Below are 20,252 nucleotides of genomic sequence, written 5' to 3'. Positions count from 1 at the left end.
TGGAGCTTCCGAGAGTGCCCGACCCGTCGCAGTCGTTTTGTGCCCGCCGCTCGCAGGTAGTGCCATGACTGATTTCGCCGTGGCTGGCGGTGGCCTGGCCGGGCTGGTCGCCGCGCGCCATCTCGCAGACGGCGGCCACGACGTGGTGCTGTTCGAACGCGAGGAGACGGTCGGTGGTCGAGTGCGAACGAGTCGCGAGGACGGACTGACGCTCGACCGGGGCTTTCAGGTGCTCTTTACCGCGTATCCGGCGGTCCAGCGGGAACTCGACCTGGACGCGCTCGATCTCCGATCGTTCGCGCCGGGCGCGACTATCGCACGGCCTGGCCACCGGTCGGTCCTGTCCGATCCGTTCCGCAACCCTCGGGACGGGCTTGAGACGCTGTTCAATCGCGACGTTCGGACTGGGGACAAGCTCCGGACGTTCCGGCTCCAGCGCGAACTCGCCCGGACGAATCCGGACGAGATCCTCGACCCGAATCGTCCGGCGACGACGATCCGCGAATTCCTCGCAGATCGGGGCTTCTCGAAGGCGTACGTCGAACGGTTCGTCGCCCCCTTCTACGGCGGAATCACGCTCGACCGGTCGCTGTCGACCGACTCGCGCGTGTTCGAGTACACGTTCAAGATGGCCTCGGAGGGATCTACTGTCGTCCCGGCCGCGGGGATGGGCGCGATCGGCGAACAACTGTCCCGCCGCGCCGAGGCGGCCGGCGCGCGGATCGAGACCGGGCGGGAGGTGACAGCCGTCGGCGACGGCACGGTCGAACTCTCCGGAGAGACAGTCGACGCGGACGCCGTCGTCGTCGCCACCGACCCCCACACTGCACGGGAACTGACCGGCGTCGAATCGATCCCGACCGGTGCGAAAGGCTGTGTCACACAGTATTACACGCTCGACAGCTACGCCGAGCTCGACACCGGGACCAAGCTCCTGCTCAACGCTGCGGACGACCGTCCCAACCAGATCGCGCCGCTATCGGCCGTCGCGCCGGAGTACGCGCCCGAGGGGACGCAGTTGCTGAGCGCGACCTTTCTCGGCGACCAGGCGGAGAGCGACGAGCAACTGGCCGCGGAGACGCGCGAGGCACTCTCCGCGTGGTATCCCGAGCGCGATCTTGGCGGACTCGAATTGCGCCACACCGACCGGATCGAATTCGCACAGTTCCCTCAGCCGCCGGGATTTCTGTCGTCACTCCCTGACCCGGACGCACCCGACGGCCCGGTCGTCCTCGCCGGCGACTACACGCGCTGGTGTTCGATCCAGGGGGCACTCGAAAGCGGCCGCCGTGCAGCCGAACTCGCCAGAGGAGAGCGACAGTGACCACCGAGAAAGAGAAGATGCTCGCCGGCGAGGCCTACGATCCGATGGACCCGCAGTTGCGTGCCGAACGCCGAGCCGCCCGTCAGTTGACGCGCCTGTTCAACGAGACCGACCCGACTGCAGACGAGCGTCGACGGACGGTGCTTGCCGCGCTCTTCGGCTCCGGTGGTGAGACGGCCAACGTCGTGCCCCCGTTTCGCTGTGACTACGGCGGGCAGATCCACGTCGGCGAGGACTTCTTCGCGAACTTCGGCTGCGTGTTTCTGGACGTCTGTGAGATCCGCTTCGGCGATCAGTGTATGCTCGGGCCGAGCGTCCACGTGTACACGGCGACACACCCACTCGACGCGACCGCACGCACCAGCGGTACGGAGTTCGGCAAACCAGTCGAGATCGGCGACCGAGCATGGATCGGCGGGCAGGCCGTGATCAATCCCGGCGTGACGATCGGCGACGACGTCGTCGTGGCGGCAGGGGCGGTCGTCATCGAGGACGTGCCCGACGGCGTGGTCGTGGGCGGGAATCCGGCACGCGTGATTCGGGAAATCGACGAGTAGCCCCCGATCGAACCGCGACACGCGGCGCTAGTCGATCTCGCGGGGGAGATCGATCGGAACGGAACCGTGGGTGTAGCCGTCGAGCCGGCCGTCGGGGCGGGCACGGAAGACGACAGCGGGGCGATGACCGACCTCCGGTCGGTTTCGCGCGATCTCGGCCCACCCGTCGTCGGTAAACGACGAGCAGTCGACGAAGAGCGTCACGCCGCCGCCGTGTTCCTGCAACTGTCCCGAGGTCTTGTTCCCGGCAGTCTGGCGGATCGCCGCGACCGCGGAGTCGGCCACCCGGTCGTCCGGGGGCACGGGGCGGGTCACTTCGACCAGCGTCGTCTCGGCGTCGGCCCGATCGATCCGGAAATCGATGGAGTGGCCCGTCGAGATTTCGATTTCGGGTGTGACTGTATAGCCCTGTTCGAACAGGATCTTCGCGACGGTGAATTCGCTCATCGCCGCTGCCATCCGGGCGTGATGGACTGTCTCGGAGGTCCCCAGTTTCGAGGCCATCACATACCGGTGGCCGTCGAGTGCCCCAGTCGCAAGAAAGTCCTCGTAGAAAGACAGTGCCGTATCTCGGTCGGCGTCCGGAAAGCCCGCAGCGTGCTCACGGAAGAACGCTCGCGTGCTCTCGCGCCCGTCCTTCGAGAGAAAGACTGGCAGGAAAAACCACGCCAGCTTCGGGGTCGTTTCGAGCCACGGATCCTCCTCGTACAGCTGGGCGAGCAGTTCGCGCTGTGCCCACTCCGAGACCGGATCCGGCGCCTCCTCGAAGGTCACCTTGTTCGTTCCCCACAGCGTTTTCGGGGTCTCGGTATTACCGAGCCAGTACCCCCCGTCGTCGTTCCAGCAGAACAGCGCCACGTCGCCGTTGTCCATCTCGAACCGCCTGGCGTCGTACCCGTCGGGTGGCTTGTACCACGGTGTGGACATCTCCGCGCCAAGGTTCTGATCGAGTGACTGATAGATCTCCGCACGGACTCGTCCCTCCGTCCAGTTAGCGTTCGACCGACGGAACCGAAGCGGTGTTGCCACGCGAATCAGTAGACCGCCACCGCCTATATGTGTTCGGTGCTGGTGCCCGTTCTATCGGCCTCATATCTAGATTGGCTCCAAAACACTTACATATTAGACGTATCTAAATCTCTCCAATGGGACGGAGCCGATCAGGAGAGGGAGAGTCATGTCAGATTTTCTTATAGTCGTGTTCGTCGCTGCGACGGCACAACTGGCGGTCCTCCCGGGGGAGAAGGTACAGTTCATCATCGCGGGCCTCTCGACGCGATACCACCCGTTGATTGTGGTCTCGGCTGCCGGAGCCGCCTTCGCGGGCTGGACGGCGCTGGAGATCCTCTTCGGCAACGCGTTGCAGGGCGCGCTCCCGGAGCTTTACCTGAATCTCTTTACCGCGATCCTGTTCGCGGTGTTTGCGGTCTTGCTCCTCCGGTCGGCCCCCGCGAAGCAGACCCATCCGACCGCGACCGACGGCGGCGCGTTCGGCGCGGAGGGCAATCTGGACGTCGAGATCTTCGGTCGCGAGGTCCCGAACGCGCTCGGCGGCTGGCTGCCGATCTTCGCGATGATGAGCGCCGGTGAGTTCGGCGACAAGACTCAGCTGATCACGATCACGCTGGCCGCTCAGTACGGCGCCCATCCCGGGATCTGGATCGGCGAGATGCTCGCCATCATCCCCGTGAGCCTCGCGAACGCGTACTTCTTCCACACGTTCTCGCACCGGTTCGACATCCGGAAGGCTCACTTCGTCGGCGCGGCGATCTTCGCCTTCTTCGCCGCCGACACTGTACTGGCGATCACGACCGGCTTCTCCGTCTGGGAAACCGTCGTGAACGCGGTCGGATCGACGCTGCTCGATCTGCTCACTACTGTCGGGATCTAGGCGATGTCAGTCCAGCCGGTCGGTGTCGACTGATACACCCGGTGGAGCGACGATCAGGAACCCTCTGAAGTGAACCAGCTCGCCGCCCATGTCCCGGACGTCGCGGGCGAACCCGGCTGCGAGTTCGTTGACGTTCCCATCGACGCTGAGAACGAGGACTGCGTCGTCTTCGAGCAACTCGATCCATTCCGCGTCGGGAGTGGATCCGTCGAGAATGTCCAGCACGATCCGGCTGTCTCTCTCTTCGCCCCCCTCTAGCTTGTCCTCGACAGCCTGCAGATCGAGATCGAACTCGGCCATACGTCTCCTCTCGGCGGCCACCGACAAAAATGGTGCATATGAGCGTCCGAATCTGACACCCGTCCATCTCCGGGACGGTAGCAGCTACCGGGACTGACGAACGTCCACTGACACTTTGTCACAATACGATTCCTAAAGGCGGGCCGATCACGGGAGAACAACCTTTTTATATCGCGAGTGACCTTGATTCGGATGCAAATGACCCAACACACCGAGGGCACGTCGGAGTCTCCGGCGGATCGAGTTCTTCCAGGGCACACTCGATAGCACCTCTGAAATCGACGAGGCACGAATTTTCGACACGACGCTCCGCGACGGGGAGCAGTCGCCTGGTACGTCGTTCAGTTACGAAGACAAACGCGAGATAGCCGCGCTGCTCGACGAGATGGGGACCCACGTCATCGAGGCCGGGTTCCCGGTCAACTCCGACGCGGAGTTCGAGGCGGTCCGGGACATCGCCGCCTCGACGTCCACGACCGTCTGTGGACTGGCCCGCGTCGTCGAGGACGACGTCGAAGCGGCGCTCGATTCGGGCGTCGAACTGGTCCACGTGTTCGTCTCGACCAGCGACGTCCAGCTGCAGGATAGCATGCACGCCACCCGTGAAGACGCACTCAGCCGTGCGGTCGAGTCGGTCGAACGCGTCAAAGAGGCGGGCGTCGAGTGCATGTTCTCACCGATGGACGCGACGCGCACCGACGAGTCGTTCCTGATCGAGGTCGTCGAGGCCGTCTCCGAGGGAGGCACCGACTGGATCAACATCCCGGACACCACGGGCGTCGCAACCCCCGGCCGGTTCGAGGACCTGGTCGGGACGGTCCTCGAGCACACGGACGCCCGCGTGGACGTTCACACCCACGACGACTTCGGGCTGGCGACGGCCAACGCCCTGTCGGGCTACGAGGCCGGTGCCGCCCAGTCGCAGGTGTCGGTCAACGGCATCGGCGAGCGGGCGGGCAACGCCGCCTACGAGGAAGTCGTGATGGCACTGGAGAGCCTCTACGACGTCGATACCGGGATCGACACGACGAAGATTACCGAACTGTCGAGGCTGATCGAGGAGAAGAGTTCGATCGCCGTACCCGGCAACAAGCCGGTCGTCGGCGCCAACGCCTTCTCCCATGAAAGTGGTATCCACGCCGCCGGCGTCATCGAGAACGCCGACACCTTCGAGCCGGGCGTGATGACCCCCGAGATGGTGGGGGCCGAACGCGAACTGGTTCTGGGCAAACACACCGGCACCCACTCCGTTCGCGAGCGGCTGACCGAGGCCGGGTACAACCCGACCGACGAGGAAGTCCGGCAGGTGACCCGTCGCGTCAAGGACTACGGCGCCGAGAAACGACAGGTCACGCTGGACGTCCTCGAACGGTTCGCCGACGAAGTCGGCGTCGACCGCACGCGAGTCGAGGAGGTCAGCGTCTGATCATGTCGCCGACCGCGATCGAGCCCCCCGGTCAGCAGCGGCTGCCGTACGCGAGGGCGTTACAGGACGCGAGCCGGCGACCGTCTCGTTCGACACCCACAGGACGACGACCGTCACCTCGCCAGCCGCTCTCACGGAACCTTTATTACCCGGGACGGACAGATTCACGTACTGATGATACAGCCCGCTGGCGCTCGGGATCGCCCCGTCACCAGCGGCGCGCTCGTCCTTCTCGGCGGTATTGTAGGGGCCCGTTAGGCCCCGCTATCACACGCTCTCGTTCCGGCCGGTATCGTTCTCGAACACCAACCCAGCAACCAGCAATGCAGACACGACACCCAACACACAGTGATCGATCATGAGTGAACGCGCATCGATTCCCAAACGGGACCCAGAAGAAGTTCCCGAACGAGAGAACGGCATCGAAGAGGTCACAACCGGCTCCCAATCGGTGATCGCCGCGCTCGAACAGGCCGGCGTCGAGCACGCCTTCGGCGTCCAGGGCGGCGCGATCATGCCCGTCTACGACGCCCTGTACGACTCCTCGATTAGCCACATCACGATGGCGCACGAGCAGGGCGCGGCTCACGCGGCCGACGCCTACGGGATCGTCACCGGCGAACCCGGTCTGGCGATGGCCACCTCCGGCCCCGGCGCGACGAACCTGGTGACGGGTATCGCCGACGCGGCGATGGACTCCGATCCGTTGATCGCGCTGACCGGCCAGGTCGCGACCGATTTCGTCGGTAACGACGCCTTCCAGGAGACCGACACGACCGGCATCACGATGCCGATCACCAAGCAGAACTACTTCGCCGATCACTCGGACACGGTCGGTGACGACGTCAGCGAGGCGTTCGCGCTGGCGGAAAAGGGCCGGCAGGGCCCGACGCTGGTCGACCTCCCGAAGGACATCACCAAAGGCGAGACCGACCAGTGGCCGAATCCCCCGAAGACGCCTGAAACCCACGACGAGCCGGTCGAGGCCGACGAATCGGCAGTCGAAGCAGCCGCGACGGCACTGAAAGAGGCCGACCGCCCGCTGATCCTTTCCGGTGGCGGTGTCGTGAAAAGCGAGGCCAGCGACGATCTCCGATCGTTCGCTCGCGAGTACGAGATCCCCGTCATCACGACGATGCCCGGGCTGGGGACGTTCCCGGAGACCGACGACCTCTCGCTGGGGATGGCCGGGATGCACGGGACCGGTGCGGCGAACATGGCCGTTACCAACTGTGACGTGCTGCTGGGCGTCGGCACCCGCTTCGACGACCGGCTGACCGGCGGCGTCGAGTCGTTCGCACCAGACGCGGACGTCATCCACGTCGAGATCGATCCGGCGGAAATTTCCAAGAACATCGAGGCTGACCATCCGCTAATCGGCGACGCCGAGCGCGTGCTGGAACAGCTGGACGACGCGATGACACGTGCGCCGGAGGCCGACGAGTGGCGCGAGCAGTGCCAGACCTGGACCGAGGAGTATCCGCTGACCTACGAGATGCCCGAGGACGAGCCGCTCAAGCCACAGTACGTCGTCGAGAAGTTCGACGAACTGGCCGACGACGACGCGATCGTCACGACCGGCGTCGGGCAACACCAGATGTGGGCCGCCCAGTTCTGGACCTACGAATACCCGCGAACGTGGGTCTCATCGAACGGCCTGGGGACGATGGGATACGGTGTCCCGTCGGCCATCGGTGCGAAGATCGGCGCACCCGACAAGGAAGTCGTCACCTTCGACGGAGACGGATCCTTCCTGATGACGATGCAGGAGCTGTCGGTGGCGGTCCGGGAGAACCTCGACGTCACCTACGTCATACTCAACAACGAGGCGATCGGGATGGTCCGCCAGTGGCAGGACGGCTTCTACGAGGGGCGTCGGATGGCCTCCGAATACCCCTGGGTGCCGGAGTTCGACAAGCTCGCGGAAGCGTTCGGCGCGCGCGGGTTCCGGCTGGAAGAGCCCGAGGACGTCGAGGAGACCATCCAGGCCGCCCGCGAGTACGACGGACCGGCCGTGATCGACGCGATCATCGATCCCGCCGAGAACGTCTTCCCGATGGTCCCCTCCGGTGGCGACAACGGACTGTTTGCCCTGAACGAGCAACACCTGGAGATGATCTGAGATGCCCGGAGAAATGCCCGGTCCGGCCCCGGACGAACGGATGCGTCCGATCGGTCGGCGCAACACGCAAGGAATCCGCATCGATCCCGAAGCAGAGGCGACCCACGAGCCGCGGATGGCCGTGTTGTCGGCGCTGGTCAAACACGAGCCCGGCGTCCTGTCGGAAGTGTCGAGCCTGTTCAGCCGCCGACAGTTCAACATCGAGAGTCTCACTGTGGGACCGACGGCCGACGAGACGACTGCCCGGATGACGATCGTCATCGAGGAGCCCGAGCCGGGCGTCCAGCAGGCGAAAAAGCAGCTCCGCAAGCTCATCCCCGTCATCGAGGTCGAGGAACTGGAGTCGGCGGCCATGCGCCGTGAGCTGGCGCTGATCAAGGTCGCTGGCGACAAGCCCGACGACGTGCAGGCGGTCGCGCAGATGTACGGCGGCGACGCCGTCGACGCCTCGAAAGACGCAGTGACCGTCGAAATCACCGGCAGCAAGCAGAAGATCGACGCCGCGATCGAGGCGTTCGAACAGTTCGATGTGCTCGAGATCGTCCGCACCGGCGCGGCCGCCCTCGAGCGCGGCTCGAAGACGATGGACTCGGCGACAATGGAAAGCGATAACTGAGCGATCCCCGACGAATCACCTATGGTAGACGAATTTAGTACGGACGTATACTACGACGAGGACGCGGACGAATCGATACTGGACGACCGGACCGTAGCCGTTCTGGGTTACGGGAGCCAGGGCCACGCCCACGCACAGAACCTCGCCGACAGCGGCGTCGACGTGGTCGTCGGCGTTCGCGAGGGGTCCCCCTCGCGAGAGGAGGCGAAAGCCGACGGGATCGAGGTCGCGACCCAGCCCGAAGCAGCGGCCCAAGGCGATATCGTGGTCATGCTGGTCCCCGATACGGTGCAGCCGGACGTCTACGAGAACGCGGTCGAGCCGAACCTGGAGGAAGGCGACACGCTGCAGTTCGCCCACGGGTTCAACATCCACTACGGCCAGATAGAACCGCCCGAGGGCGTCGACGTGACGATGGTCGCGCCCAAGTCGCCGGGCCATCTCGTTCGACGAACGTACAAGCGCGGCGAGGGGACGCCCGGTCTGGTTGCGGTCTATCAGGACGCCACCGGCAAGGCCAAAGACGAAGCGCTGGCCTACGCGAAGGCCATCGGCTGTACCCGCGCAGGGGTCATCGAGACGACGTTCCAGGAGGAGACCGAGACGGACCTGTTCGGCGAGCAGGCCGTCCTCTGTGGCGGCGTCACAGAGATGATGAAGGTCGGATACGAGACGCTGGTTGAGGCCGGCTACAGTCCGGAGATGGCCTATTTCGAGGTCATGAACGAGATGAAGTTGATCGTCGATCTCATCTATGAGGGTGGACTGATGGAGATGTGGGACTCGGTCTCCGATACGGCCGAATACGGCGGATTGACCCGCGGCGAGTACGTCATCGACGACTCGGCCCGCGAGGGAATGGAGCAGATACTGCAGGAGGTCCAGAACGGCGAGTTCGCCAAGGAGTGGATCTCCGAGAACCAGACGAACCGACCCAGCTACAAGCAGCTCCGGGAAGCCGAGCAGAACCACGACATCGAAGACGTGGGCGGTCGCCTGCGCGAGCTGTTCGACTGGGACGAGAGCGCGGAATGACGAGTCAGACGCACGGACAAACGGCGGCACGGCAACAAATGCAGACACGGACACAGTACGATAACAAATGCAGACACGACACGGAGACGGACAATGAGTGACGGAACGCTGTACGACAAGGTATGGGAGAAACACAAGGTAACCGAACTGCCGAACGGGCAGGACCAGTTGTTCGTCGGGCTGCACCTCATCCACGAGGTCACGAGCCCGCAGGCGTTCGGGATGCTCCGCGAGCGCGACATCGAGGTCGCGCGACCGGACCTCACCCTCGCCACCGTGGACCACATCGTCCCGACGGCCGATCAGTCGCGACCCTACACCGACGACGCGGCCGAGAACATGATGTCCGAACTCGAGGCGAACGTCCGCGACGCGGGCATCGACTTCCTGGACCCCACCACCGGGGATCAGGGGATCGTCCACGTCGTCGGCCCGGAGCAGGGGCTGACCCAGCCCGGTAAGACCATCGTCTGCGGTGACAGCCACACTTCCACGCACGGCGCGTTCGGCGCGCTGGCGTTCGGGATCGGCACGTCCCAGATCCGGGACGTCCTGGCCACCCAGACCATCGCGATGGAGAAACAGAAAGTTCGGAAGATCCAGGTCGACGGCGAACTCGGCGACGGCGTCGAGGCCAAGGACATCATCCTGGAGATCATCCGCCGCCTCGGGACCGAGGGCGGCGTCGGCTACGTCTACGAGTACGCCGGCGAGGCCATCGAGAACCTGGGCATGGAAGGTCGGATGTCGATCTGTAACATGTCCATCGAGGGCGGCGCTCGCGCGGGGTACGTCAACCCCGACGAGACCACCTTCGAATGGCTGGAGCAGACCGACTACTTCCAGGACAACCCCGAGGAGTTCGAGAAGCTCAAACCCTACTGGGAGTCGATCCAGAGCGACGACGACGCCGAGTACGACGACGTCGTCCACATCGACGCCTCAGAGTTGGAGCCCGTCGTCACGTGGGGGACCACACCCGGGCAGGGCATCGGTATCAACGACCCGATTCCGGCACCCGAAGATCTGGCCGAGGACAAGCAGGACACCGCCCGCCGTGCCCAGAAGCACATGCGCGTCGAGCCTGGCGAGACGATGAACGGCTACGAGATCGACGTGGCCTTCCTGGGCTCGTGTACCAACGCGCGCCTGCCGGACCTGCGCCGCGCGGCCCGGATCGTCGAGGGTCGTCAGGTCGACGAGGACGTCCGCGCGATGGTCGTCCCCGGCAGCCAGCGCGTCCAGCGAGCCGCCGAGGAAGAAGGCCTGAAAGACACTTTCGAGGAGGCCGGCTTCGAGTGGCGCAACGCTGGCTGTTCGATGTGTCTGGGCATGAACGAGGACCAGCTGGAGGGTGACGAGGCCTGTGCCAGCTCCTCGAACCGGAACTTCATCGGCCGACAGGGGTCCAAGGACGGGAGAACTGTGTTGATGAACCCGCGGATGGTCGCGGCCGCGGCCGTGACCGGCGAGGTCACTGACGTGCGCGACCTGAAGGAGGTCAACCTGGCATGACAAGCGAGATGCCACGCATCTCGAACACGCGAACGGGCAGCGCCCGTGAGCGAGCCATGCGACCTCGACAGCGCAAAGCGCTGGGGGTGGTCGCATGAGCGATCCCACCGAGGAGATCCCCGAGGTCGACTACGTCGAAGGCACGGGGATCCCGATCCGGGGCAACGACATCGACACCGACCAGATCATCCCGGCGCGGTTCATGAAGGTCGTCACCTTCGACGGCCTGGGCCAGTTCTCGTTCTTCGACCAGCGCTTCGACGACGAGGACAACGAGAAGGACCACCCGATGAACGAGGACCGGTTCAAAGAGGCCTCGCTCATGGTGGTCAACAACAACTTCGGCTGTGGCTCCTCCCGCGAGCACGCCCCCCAGGCGCTGATGCGCTGGGGCATCGACGCCATCATCGGCGAGGGCTTCGCGGAGATCTTCGCGGGCAACTGCCTCGCACTGGGCATCCCGACCGTCACGGCCGACCACGAGACGATCAACGCCCTCCAGCAGTGGGTCGACGACAACCCCGACGGCGAGATCGAGGTCGACGTCGCGGCCGAGACCGTCCGCTACGGAAGCAACGAGATCTCGGTCAGCGTCGACGACGCCCAGCGCCAGGCCCTGGTCGAAGGTATCTGGGACACGACGGCCCTGATGAAGGCCAACCAGAACGCCATCCAGCAGACGGCCGACTCGCTGCCGTATCTGTAACCGCGATCGCCAACCAATTTAAAATATCTGATAGTACCTGCAGTCTGTACTTCTCTGTCTCGTCCTCGGTCCGTGGGTCTTGTTCACTCCCACCAGAAACAGTTAACTGCGGCTTCGTGAAAGGGAACGTACGATCACAAACGACTGTCCTCGTCGGGGCGGTAAGTGACCGTTGACGAGGCGTCCTTTCCGTCCTTCGTCAGATCGTCCCGGTGACGGCACGTCGGATTCAACGCTGAGACACTCTCGCAATGAGCACAGATACGCCACGTTCACGATCGACGGACGAGCAGACGCCACTCAGGCTACTGCTCTCGCGCTTTGCCCGGCCTCACAGCCGCGGTTTCACCTTCGGCCTCGTGACGCTCGTCCTCGCACGGATTCCCCAGCGGATTCCTGCGCTGCTGATCGGGGTCTCGCTGGACGCACTGTTTCTCGCGACCCAACCCTACCGCCTGCCGCTCGTCCCTCAGGGATGGATCCCGGAGACGCCGACCGGTCAGCTCTGGTTTACCGTCTTCATTCTGGCTGGGGCCGTCCTCGTCGAGAGCGGTCTCGACTGGGTTTCGCGGTGGTCGTACTATCACGCGACGGTCCACACCCTCCACGATATCCGGACGGCCACCTACGACAGCGTCGTCGCTCTGGAGATGTCCTACTTCGACGACACCCAAAGTGGCGAGGTGATGAGCATCCTCAACAACGACGTCAACAACATCGACAACCTCTCGGAAGGGGTCTATTCGGGGACGAACTTCGTCAGCCAGGTGCTCATCGCGCTGGCGTTTATGCTGGTGTTGAACTGGCAACTCGCGATCGTTGCCGCACTCATCCCCGTTCTCATGGGCGTGCTGTCTCACATCTACGCCAGGCAGATCAAACAGCGCTACGAGGCCGTCCGTGAGAGCGTCGGTCAGGTCAACGCACGACTTGAGGACACCATCGACGGGATCGCGACGGTGAAAGCCAACACCCGAGAGAATCACGAACTCGACCGGGTCACCGAGCAGTCCCGCCGATACAAGGCGACGCGATGGGGGGCCATCCGCATCCGTGTCGTCTTCAGTGCGATCACCTGGTTCGTCGGCCGTGGCTCCGAACACGTCCTGTTGCTGATCGGTGGCTACTGGATCCTCGTCGGACCACCGCCGCTGATGAGTGGGTCGCTCACGCCGGGGACGTTGCTGACGTTCTTCATGTACACTCACTCGTTCCTGATCCCGGTCCAGCAGCTCGCTGTCAACGTCATCGACCGGATCCAGAACGCGAACGCCTCGGCCAAGCGCGTCGCCGGCGTGCTGACCAATTCGGCCATCGAGGACGACGGTGACACAGATACGCTCTCGATTACGGACGGGAGCGTCAGCTACGAGGACGTCACGTTCACCTACCCGACCGCCGAGGAACCGACGCTCCGATCGATCGATCTGTCGGTCGACGACGGCGACCTCGTCGGGATCGTCGGCTCGACGGGTGCGGGCAAGTCCACCGTGCTGAAACTATTGTTCCGTTTTTACGACCCCGACTCGGGGATGATCCGTATCGACGGGACCGACATCGGCACGGTCTCCCGACGTAGCGTTCGCGAGCACATCGGCTACGTCAGCCAGGATCCGTTCCTCTTCGACGGGACGATCCGCAGCAACATCGCTTACGCGACCCCCGGGGCCGACCAGGAGACGGTCGAACGAGCAGCACGCATCGCCGGCGCCCACGAGTTCGTCACGTCGCTGGACGACGGCTACGATACCGAGGTCGGTGAACGCGGCGTCAAACTCTCCGGTGGACAGCGCCAGCGACTCGCCATCGCTCGCGCGCTCTTGAGTGATCCCGAGATTCTGGTGCTGGACGAGGCGACCAGCCACGTCGACAACGAGACCGAACTCCAGATCCAGCAGAGCCTGGAGGCAATCGCCGGCGACCGGACGACGTTCGTCATCGCCCACCGGCTCTCGACGGTGCGTGACGCCGATGCGATCCTGGTCCTCGACGACGGACAGATCGCCGAACGCGGGACCCACGAGGACCTGCTGGATCGCGACGGCCTGTACGCGGACCTCTGGCGGGTGCAAGTCGGCGACATCGACGCCGTCTCGGATCGGTTCCTTGGCGACGTCCCGCCCGAGGAGGTGGCTCGATGAGCGACGAGATCGCCGAGCGCGCACCGACGGACCGTCCCCTCGCGTATCTCGTGACGACGACGGGTCGGCGGCACCTCCCGTATCTCGTCGGGGCGTTCCTCTCGACGCTGGTCGCGACGGTGCTCGACCGTGCAGACGTGTTCGTGCTCGGTATCGCCTTCGACGCGATGTTCAACGACCAGTCCTACGTCCTTCCGCTGTTTCCGGATGGGATGATCCCGACGACACCGATGGATCAACTCTGGTTCACGGTGGGTCTGCTGCTGGTGATGAAAGCCGGTGACATCGCGGCCGCAAATATCAGCCAGGTGATGAGGGGGATCTTCTCCCAACGTGTCCTCGACAGCGTCCGCATCGACGCCTTCGACACGGCCCAGCACCTAGAACTGGGGTTCTTCAACGACAGCCAGACTGGCGACGTGATGAGTATCCTCAACAACGACGTCAACACCCTCGAGGAGTTCCTGAGTGGCGGCATCACGTGGCTGCTCCGCACCACCCTCGTGTTGGTCACGGTGTTGGTGTTCATGTCGCTGCTGAACTGGCAGCTGGCGTTGTTCGTCGTCGCCAGTGCCCCGTTGATCGCCGGTGTCAACTGGTGGTTCTCCCGAGTTCAGGAACGACTACAAAACGAGATTCGATCCGAAACGGGCGCACTCAACGCCCGTCTCGAAACCAGTCTGAGCGGCATCGACGTCGTGAAGACCTCCACCGCTGAACCGTTCGAGTCCGAGCAGGTCGAATCGGCTTCTTACGGTCACCTCCTGGCTCGCTGGGAATCCAAACGGATCTCGGCCCGTCATCACCCGTCGATTCGGCTCATCTCCGGGAGCGCGCTCGTCGTCACGTTCCTGGTGGGTGGGTTCTGGGTCGCGACCGGTCCGCCGTGGCCCTTCAGCGGGGCCCTCACCGCTGGGCAGTTGATCCCGTTCCTGTTTTACACCCAGCAGCTCGCCAGCCCGATGCGACAGGTCCCGACGCTCGTCGAGCAGTACAAGCGCTCTCAGGCTGCCGCCCGGCGGATTCTCGGTCTCAAGGCAACCGAGACGACCGTCGCCGATCCCGAGGACCCTTCCCCCCTCGAATCGGCCGACGGTCACGTCACCTACGATGCAGTCACCTTCAGCTACCCCAGTGCCGAGGAACGGACGATCGACGGGGTGAGCTTCGAGGTCGAGCCTGGCGAGACCGTCGGCCTGGTCGGCTCGACGGGTGCCGGCAAGTCGACACTGATCAAGCTCCTGCTGCGCTTTTACGACGTCCAGGACGGTGCGATCACGCTGGACGGCCGTGACATCGCGTCCGTCCCGCGCAAACAACTTCGGAAGTCTATCGGCTACGTCAACCAGGACCCGTTCCTCTTCCACGGCACGGTCATGGAGAACATCGCCTACGGTGACCTCGATGCCGACGACGCGGCCATCGAAGCTGCGGCGAAGGCGGCCGGCGCCCACCGGTTCATCACCGATCTCGACGACGGTTACGACACCGAGGTCGGCCAGCGTGGGACGAAACTCTCGGGTGGACAACGTCAGCGAATCGCCATCGCCAGGGCCATCCTCTCCGATCCACCGATCATGGTGTTCGACGAGGCGACCAGCCACGTCGACAACGAAACTGAGGTGCTGATCCAGCGGAATCTCGACGAGTTGACCGCCGACCGGACGACGTTCGTCATCGCCCATCGGCTCTCGACGGTGCGCGACGCTGACCGCATCGTCGTCCTCGACGATGGAACGGTCGCCGAACAGGGGACACACGACGACCTCCTCGCCGCTGGCGGCACCTACGCGAACCTCTGGAACGTCCAGGTCGGCAACCTTGATGCGCTGCCGGCGGAGTTCATCGAACACGCTCGCTCGGGCGTCGTCGACTGATCGGCAAAAATCGGTTGTCGACTGTGCTGCGCTCGACTCAGCTCTCGGATTCGCTACTAGCTGGCGTGTAGTAGCCTGCCGAGACGGACATCTCGCCGCCCTCGACGGAGACGACGGTGTCACAGAGGTGTGCGAACATCGTTTCGAGTTTCTCGTCGGGGGCGTCGTTGTCGAGGTCGTAGTAGGCGACGGCGTCGACGTTGCGGACGCGTGCGCTGACCGCGTGCAGGAACTTGAAGACGGACTCTCGATCGACGAACTGGAGCATATCGGTGATCGAGTGGAGACAGAGCCCCACGTGCTCGCCCTGTTCGGCGGCGGCGCTGAGTCGATCGTTGATCGCGGTCCCGAGCGATACCAGGTCGGCCGGGCTCGAGATGGTCGCGACAGGCGCAGGTGCGTCGACCGTCTCCGTCGAAGTGGCTGTCGAGCGGGTGAGCGTCTTCACGTCGATGTAGTCGATCTCCGGAAGCGTTCCAGTGACGTGTTGGGTCAATCGCGAGTGCCACTCCGTCGGTGTCTGTCCGACTGCGACAACGACGAGTCGGTCGAGGGCGTCACCACCGTCGACGAGGAGGCTCGCACACGCGTCGGCTCCTGCCCCGTCCAGCCGCGGTGCCAACACGAGTACGTTCGAGACGGTGTCGAGGTCACCGCCAGGGTCCCCGCTCACTGTCGCCACCTCGCCCGGCCCGAATTCATTGTACTACGAGGACAAACAACCCACAATATCAAGAGTGTTTTGCAGGTGCTCGCACGCTTGGCGGCGTTGCCCCGCTCGTGCCGGCGTCCGTCTGTCGATCGTTTTCGACACTCTGACATTATCTCGCCAATTTTCTATAATAATTATTTAGAAAAATTCAATGCAGATCCCGTCGAACGCACTCATGCAACATGAGTCAAAGTGCGTCATCGGTACGAAGCTTCCTCAAAGAGCACCCCAAATGGATCGGCGTCCTGTTCTGGATGACTGTATTGCTTATGCAGGCCGGGACGGCTGTGGGTGGGAACGCTACGTCAACTGTTGGCCCCTAATCTAAACGTTCCATAGGGAAATCCTCACTCCAGTAAATTGATCCGTTATATTCAATAGGGAAGCCGTGTTTTTGGATGAAATCCTCTAGTGAATTCATAGATAATTGATACCACCGCGTTCGGTTGCCTGTGAGATACCGGGTGGTATAACCTTTCACTCTTGGAGTGACTAATGTTTCAGGCCCATAATTTCTAGATGGGTAAAATTCATATTGTATTTTAAATTCATTGTCATCTTCTAATTTTGCTAAGTATGGGGAGCCGGTCTGGCTTTCCACTACCTGCATATTCCCATCTCCGACAATGAGATAGTGATTACTAACAATACTCTGCCGTTCGAGCAATTCTAAAGAAGTAGATAACGAGAATCCAGCGTCGCTCAGGAAGGCGATTGTCCGTCCGAGTTTCGTTGCTGTCTTATTCAGCAAGTCCGCGACCGTCACGATTCCGCCGATCGCGCCCTTTTCGACGAGTGCTCGTCCTTGCTCGTACGATTTACACGCGTTCAACAGGAACGCGCTCACGCCCACCTCATCGAGCGTGCGAGTGTCCAGCCAGCCGTCACTGCACCGGATTCCCTCTTCGTCGACGTGGCCGATATAGTGGAAGAAATCGGCGTCGGTCGCCAGCACGTCTCTCATTTCGTCGGTCGTGAGTTCGTGCCGGATCGTGATGTCGAAATCAATCCACTCCCGGGTCCCGTAAATCTCGGAGACGACGCTTTCGTCGGCCATCTCTTCTTCGTTGGAGACGACGATCACCTCTGTCCGGGCGTCTTCCGAGGGCTGATATCGGAGGCGTCGGTTGAACGCCTCGACGGATAGCTTGCTGGCCCGGATCGGCACCCCTTCGCCGACATACGCCTGTTCGATGCTGTCGGATTCCGGCGGTCGAAATACGTGCTCCTCGAAGGGGCCGCTGGAGTCGGAGCGGTAGGTCCGCGTCGAACGAGTCAGCGCCGAGCGGGCACTCTTCGAACCGCGGCCGAAGAAATCCTCTACGGTCGCCAGACCTTCGTGGACCGAGCGCGACCGGATCTCCGCGTCCGACAGGGTCCGGATCTTCGCCAGGTCGTTCGCCAGGAAAGGCAACGTCTCGGCGTGCTCCGGATCGGGAACGACGTCGGCGGTGAGTTTCCACCGCGGGACGGCGTCCGTGACGTCCTCGAAGGGGATCGAGAGGTACGTCCGGACCTGTTCCGCGGTCGATCGCTCGTAAAGTGCCTCGAAATCGAGATCGACGGCGTCCTCGACCACGTTCCGCTCGTGCAGGTCAACCGTATAGTATCCCTCTGTCCGGGTGACACAGTCCATGAGGAACACCTGTTCGAGCACCCGCGCGACGGTCGACTCGAAGTCGCCATCGGCTGTCAGCGAGAACGTCTCGCCGTCTGCGTGCAATCGCGGCCGATCGCCCGGAACGACCGTCGCACCGAGGTAGTAGGCCAGCGACGCGATCGGATAGATGTACTCTCGTTCCGGCGGGACTTCGATCCGGATCCCAGTCTCGGGAACGTCGAGCACGTCCGGGATGTCGAGCTCTGTCCCGCGTTCAAGCAGGGGCGGATGTCCCCGTAGTGTCGGGAACGACCGTTCACAGGAGGTGGTTTTCAGTGCCGAGCCGAACGCCGATATCGCGGCCATCAGGTCTTCTGGGTCGTCGGTCGTCGTGATCGTCGCCGCCGGCTGTTCGTGCAGCGACCGAACACCGATCGAGATGCACTCTGTCTCGCCGAAATCGAGCCGCACTCGGTCCTCACCCGTGGCGACCTGTACGCGCCCGTTGACGGCGATGTAGAGTTTCATCTGCGCGGACGATACTTCCAGATTGTATTCCCCCGGTGGTACCGAGATTGACCCTTCGTCGGTACTCTGTGCGACCAGCTCTCCCTCTGCATCCCGAATCCAGATGTCGACCAGATACGGCGTTTCGAGTTCGTTCGTACAGATGGTGGCCGCCGTGTCGACCGGGAAGTAGAACTCGTCCAGATCGATCGCCGTCGGTTCGACTGACGTGGGTGTCAACAGCGTGAACTGCGATCCCTCGATCGGATCGATGATCTGGACACCGTCGAACAGCGGGTGTGCGCGTACTTGCGGATATGCTCCGTCTTCGCGCGCCTGCTCGCTCTCTTCTTTCGACCATTTCTCTGTCACGATCGTAGATCCCCTGTTGTATGATCGCACCTGACGACACTGCTCATCGGTCGCTCCCGCAATCCGCTCCGAGTGGGTCCAGTGGACCCAGCCCGATCCTTTTCGTGTACGTACGTGTGCGAGTCAAAAACGCTACCGGTAGCGGGTCAAACCAACTGTGTGTCTGACACGAAAGCCTTGAGGCGTTGCCAGCCCAGTCGTCTCTATGCACCCTGATAGCGAGTCCCCTCACCAAAACCAGCCGATAGAGACTGCGGGAACGCCACTCGAGAGCGCAACTGTCGCGATGATCCTCGTTCACGGCAGGGGTGCGACAGCCCAGGGGATGGTTCGGATGGCCGATCAGTTTGCCGTCGAGGGCGTCGCGCACCTCGCCCCGCAGGCTGCTGGCAACACCTGGTATCCTAACCCCTTCACCGCGCCGGTCGAGTCCAACGAGCCCGGCCGTACGTCGGGACTGCAGGCCGTCGACGACGCCATCTCTGTGGCCGAAGCCGCCGATATACCGATCGACCAAGTCGTGATTCTCGGGTTCTCTCAAGGTGGGTGCCTGGCCAGCGAGTTCGTCGCCAGAAACCCGGATCGCTACGGCGGACTCGTCGCACTGAGCGGCGGGCTCATCGGTGAGTCGATCGATCCCAGCGAGTACGAGGGTGACCTCGATGGCACGACGGTCTTCCTGGGTTGCAGTGATACTGATCCGCACATCCCCGCCGAGCGCGTCCACGAGTCCGCAACCGTCTTCGAACGGCTCGGGGGAAGCGTGACGACGCGACTCTACGAGGGGATGGGGCACGATATCAACGAGGACGAAATCCAGTTCGTCTCCGAATTGCTTGCCTCGCTCGTTGGATAGGGTCGCTATTCCTCGCGGGCGCCGACGACGTCACGGTACAGGACCGCGCGTTCAGCGTCGAGCGTGACGACGGTTCCGTCCTCGATGTCGTCCGGAACCGCGGCATCGCCGATCATCGGGATGTCGAGTTCGCGTGCCAGGACGGCAGCGTGGCTGCTAGTCACGTCGCTTGCGCTGCTGACGATCCCACGGACGTGGTCGGCGTCACCAGTCAACTCGCCATCGTACGCTTCGGAAATCGCCGCAATCGCCCCGTCAGGAACTGCCGAGAGGTCGCCGTCCTCGACGCGGTGTAGCTCGCCCGTGACGAGGCCGCTGACGATAGCTTTCCCGGAAACGATGGTTTCGGCTGCAACGTGGATCTTGAGCATGTTCGAAGTCCCGATCCCATCGAGTTCAGTCATCATCCCTGAGACGACGATCAAGGTATCCCCACTCCGAGCGATCCCAGTGTCAAGCGCCGACTGGACGGAGTTCTGGATGATGGCGTCCGCCCCTTCGGTGGTGTAGGGGGTCGAAGTCGGGTGGATGCCCCAGGAGAGGGCGAGCCGCCGGCGGACCCGATCGTTCGGCGTCGAGGCGATGATCGGGATACCGGGCCGGAACTTGGCCATTTTCAGCGCGGAGTGACCCGACTCGCTGGCGGCAACGATCGCGGTGGCGTCAACGTCTTCGGCCAGGAACCGTGCCGCGTG

The 20,252-nt window shown here is 63.4% G+C and carries 18 protein-coding genes; 13 read left to right on the top strand and 5 right to left on the bottom strand.

Features of this window, described 5'->3' with window-relative positions:
- Positions 1 to 64: 64 nt before the first annotated feature.
- On the top strand, positions 65 to 1,324 hold the full coding sequence (locus OB916_RS09870) for an NAD(P)/FAD-dependent oxidoreductase (protein ID WP_315909125.1): 1,260 nt from the start codon (positions 65 to 67) through the stop codon (positions 1,322 to 1,324).
- Positions 1,321 to 1,881: a maltose acetyltransferase domain-containing protein gene (locus OB916_RS09865; protein ID WP_315909124.1), complete on the top strand. Its 561-nt coding sequence runs from the start codon at positions 1,321 to 1,323 to the stop codon at positions 1,879 to 1,881. Before OB916_RS09870 ends, OB916_RS09865 begins: the two co-directional genes overlap by 4 nt.
- 27 nt (positions 1,882 to 1,908) lie before the next feature.
- Here the strand turns inward: OB916_RS09865 and OB916_RS09860 are convergent, their stop codons facing one another.
- Positions 1,909 to 2,910 carry a DUF5784 family protein gene (locus OB916_RS09860; RefSeq protein ID WP_315909123.1) on the bottom strand — a complete coding sequence of 334 codons (1,002 nt, stop codon included), beginning with the start codon at positions 2,908 to 2,910 and terminating at the stop codon, positions 1,909 to 1,911.
- 148 nt (positions 2,911 to 3,058) lie between these two features.
- Between OB916_RS09860 and OB916_RS09855 the strand changes: the two genes are divergently transcribed.
- Positions 3,059 to 3,772 carry a TMEM165/GDT1 family protein gene (locus OB916_RS09855; protein ID WP_315909122.1) on the top strand — a complete coding sequence of 238 codons (714 nt, stop codon included), beginning with the start codon at positions 3,059 to 3,061 and terminating at the stop codon, positions 3,770 to 3,772.
- Between the two features lie 6 nt (positions 3,773 to 3,778).
- Here the strand turns inward: OB916_RS09855 and OB916_RS09850 are convergent, their stop codons facing one another.
- Positions 3,779 to 4,072, bottom strand: a complete 294-nt coding sequence (locus tag OB916_RS09850) for a DUF5779 family protein (protein ID WP_315909121.1) — start codon at positions 4,070 to 4,072, stop codon at positions 3,779 to 3,781.
- Positions 4,073 to 4,310: 238 nt separating this feature from the next.
- On the opposite strand from OB916_RS09850, the gene OB916_RS09845 reads away from it, so the two are divergent.
- The 8 genes from OB916_RS09845 (at position 4,311) to OB916_RS09810 (ending at position 15,510) form a co-directional block, all read left to right on the top strand.
- Positions 4,311 to 5,498 (top strand): LeuA family protein, encoded by a 1,188-nt coding sequence (locus tag OB916_RS09845; RefSeq protein WP_315909206.1) that lies wholly within the window; start codon positions 4,311 to 4,313, stop codon positions 5,496 to 5,498.
- 358 nt (positions 5,499 to 5,856) lie between these two features.
- Entirely contained in the window at positions 5,857 to 7,620 is a 1,764-nt protein-coding gene (gene ilvB, locus OB916_RS09840) for a biosynthetic-type acetolactate synthase large subunit (RefSeq protein ID WP_315909120.1), read from the top strand.
- A gap of 13 nt (positions 7,621 to 7,633) precedes the next feature.
- Positions 7,634 to 8,236: an acetolactate synthase small subunit gene (ilvN, locus tag OB916_RS09835; RefSeq protein WP_315909205.1), complete on the top strand. Its 603-nt coding sequence runs from the start codon at positions 7,634 to 7,636 to the stop codon at positions 8,234 to 8,236.
- Between the two features lie 21 nt (positions 8,237 to 8,257).
- Complete coding sequence (ilvC, locus tag OB916_RS09830) at positions 8,258 to 9,271, top strand: ketol-acid reductoisomerase (RefSeq protein WP_315909119.1); 1,014 nt, start codon at positions 8,258 to 8,260, stop codon at positions 9,269 to 9,271.
- Between the two features lie 93 nt (positions 9,272 to 9,364).
- Entirely contained in the window at positions 9,365 to 10,786 is a 1,422-nt protein-coding gene (leuC, locus tag OB916_RS09825) for a 3-isopropylmalate dehydratase large subunit (protein WP_315909118.1), read from the top strand.
- A 94-nt stretch (positions 10,787 to 10,880) separates the two neighbouring features.
- Positions 10,881 to 11,492 (top strand): 3-isopropylmalate dehydratase small subunit, encoded by a 612-nt coding sequence (gene leuD, locus OB916_RS09820; protein ID WP_315909117.1) that lies wholly within the window; start codon positions 10,881 to 10,883, stop codon positions 11,490 to 11,492.
- Positions 11,493 to 11,743: 251 nt separating this feature from the next.
- The gene (locus OB916_RS09815) at positions 11,744 to 13,633 is read left to right on the top strand and encodes an ABC transporter ATP-binding protein (RefSeq protein ID WP_315909116.1); all 1,890 of its coding nucleotides are present in this window, start codon (positions 11,744 to 11,746) and stop codon (positions 13,631 to 13,633) included.
- Positions 13,630 to 15,510: an ABC transporter ATP-binding protein gene (locus tag OB916_RS09810; protein WP_315909115.1), complete on the top strand. Its 1,881-nt coding sequence runs from the start codon at positions 13,630 to 13,632 to the stop codon at positions 15,508 to 15,510. The genes OB916_RS09815 and OB916_RS09810 overlap by 4 nt, the downstream gene beginning before the upstream one ends.
- Before the next feature lie 37 nt (positions 15,511 to 15,547).
- Here the strand turns inward: OB916_RS09810 and OB916_RS09805 are convergent, their stop codons facing one another.
- Positions 15,548 to 16,183 carry a DUF7504 family protein gene (locus tag OB916_RS09805; RefSeq protein ID WP_315909114.1) on the bottom strand — a complete coding sequence of 212 codons (636 nt, stop codon included), beginning with the start codon at positions 16,181 to 16,183 and terminating at the stop codon, positions 15,548 to 15,550.
- A 221-nt stretch (positions 16,184 to 16,404) separates the two neighbouring features.
- Between OB916_RS09805 and OB916_RS17095 the strand changes: the two genes are divergently transcribed.
- A complete protein-coding gene (locus tag OB916_RS17095) occupies positions 16,405 to 16,545 on the top strand; it encodes a DUF7503 family protein (protein WP_449267324.1) in 141 nt (46 codons plus the stop codon).
- Here OB916_RS17095 and OB916_RS09800 read toward each other — a convergent pair.
- A complete protein-coding gene (locus OB916_RS09800) occupies positions 16,542 to 18,701 on the bottom strand; it encodes a hypothetical protein (RefSeq protein ID WP_315909113.1) in 2,160 nt (719 codons plus the stop codon). The genes OB916_RS17095 and OB916_RS09800 overlap by 4 nt on opposite strands.
- 205 nt (positions 18,702 to 18,906) lie before the next feature.
- On the opposite strand from OB916_RS09800, the gene OB916_RS09795 reads away from it, so the two are divergent.
- On the top strand, positions 18,907 to 19,557 hold the full coding sequence (locus OB916_RS09795; protein WP_315909112.1) for an alpha/beta hydrolase: 651 nt from the start codon (positions 18,907 to 18,909) through the stop codon (positions 19,555 to 19,557).
- A gap of 5 nt (positions 19,558 to 19,562) precedes the next feature.
- Here OB916_RS09795 and OB916_RS09790 read toward each other — a convergent pair.
- The coding region (locus OB916_RS09790) for a pyruvate kinase alpha/beta domain-containing protein (RefSeq protein ID WP_315909111.1) at positions 19,563 to 20,252 on the bottom strand (690 nt) is incomplete at its 5' end.

This window comes from Halapricum hydrolyticum, assembly GCF_025517535.1.
In the GTDB taxonomy this organism is placed as follows: Archaea; Halobacteriota; Halobacteria; order Halobacteriales; family Haloarculaceae; genus Halapricum; species Halapricum hydrolyticum.
Note: the sequence above shows the minus strand (reverse complement) of the source record. Positions and strands in the feature narration are given on the sequence as shown.

Bases quoted from the DNA above. Each gene is read 5' to 3' on its own strand.
- OB916_RS09870 (WP_315909125.1), top strand. From the start codon at position 65: ATGACTGATTTCGCCGTGGCTGGCGGTGGCCTGGCCGGGCTGGTCGCC.
- OB916_RS09855 (WP_315909122.1), top strand. From the start codon at position 3,059: ATGTCAGATTTTCTTATAGTCGTGTTCGTCGCTGCGACGGCACAACTG.
- OB916_RS09850 (WP_315909121.1), bottom strand. From the start codon at position 4,072: ATGGCCGAGTTCGATCTCGATCTGCAGGCTGTCGAGGACAAGCTAGAG.
- ilvB (WP_315909120.1), top strand. From the start codon at position 5,857: ATGAGTGAACGCGCATCGATTCCCAAACGGGACCCAGAAGAAGTTCCC.
- ilvN (WP_315909205.1), top strand. From the start codon at position 7,634: ATGCCCGGTCCGGCCCCGGACGAACGGATGCGTCCGATCGGTCGGCGC.
- ilvC (WP_315909119.1), top strand. From the start codon at position 8,258: ATGGTAGACGAATTTAGTACGGACGTATACTACGACGAGGACGCGGAC.
- leuC (WP_315909118.1), top strand. From the start codon at position 9,365: ATGAGTGACGGAACGCTGTACGACAAGGTATGGGAGAAACACAAGGTA.
- leuD (WP_315909117.1), top strand. From the start codon at position 10,881: ATGAGCGATCCCACCGAGGAGATCCCCGAGGTCGACTACGTCGAAGGC.
- OB916_RS09815 (WP_315909116.1), top strand. From the start codon at position 11,744: ATGAGCACAGATACGCCACGTTCACGATCGACGGACGAGCAGACGCCA.
- OB916_RS09810 (WP_315909115.1), top strand. From the start codon at position 13,630: ATGAGCGACGAGATCGCCGAGCGCGCACCGACGGACCGTCCCCTCGCG.
- OB916_RS17095 (WP_449267324.1), top strand. From the start codon at position 16,405: ATGAGTCAAAGTGCGTCATCGGTACGAAGCTTCCTCAAAGAGCACCCC.
- OB916_RS09795 (WP_315909112.1), top strand. From the start codon at position 18,907: ATGCACCCTGATAGCGAGTCCCCTCACCAAAACCAGCCGATAGAGACT.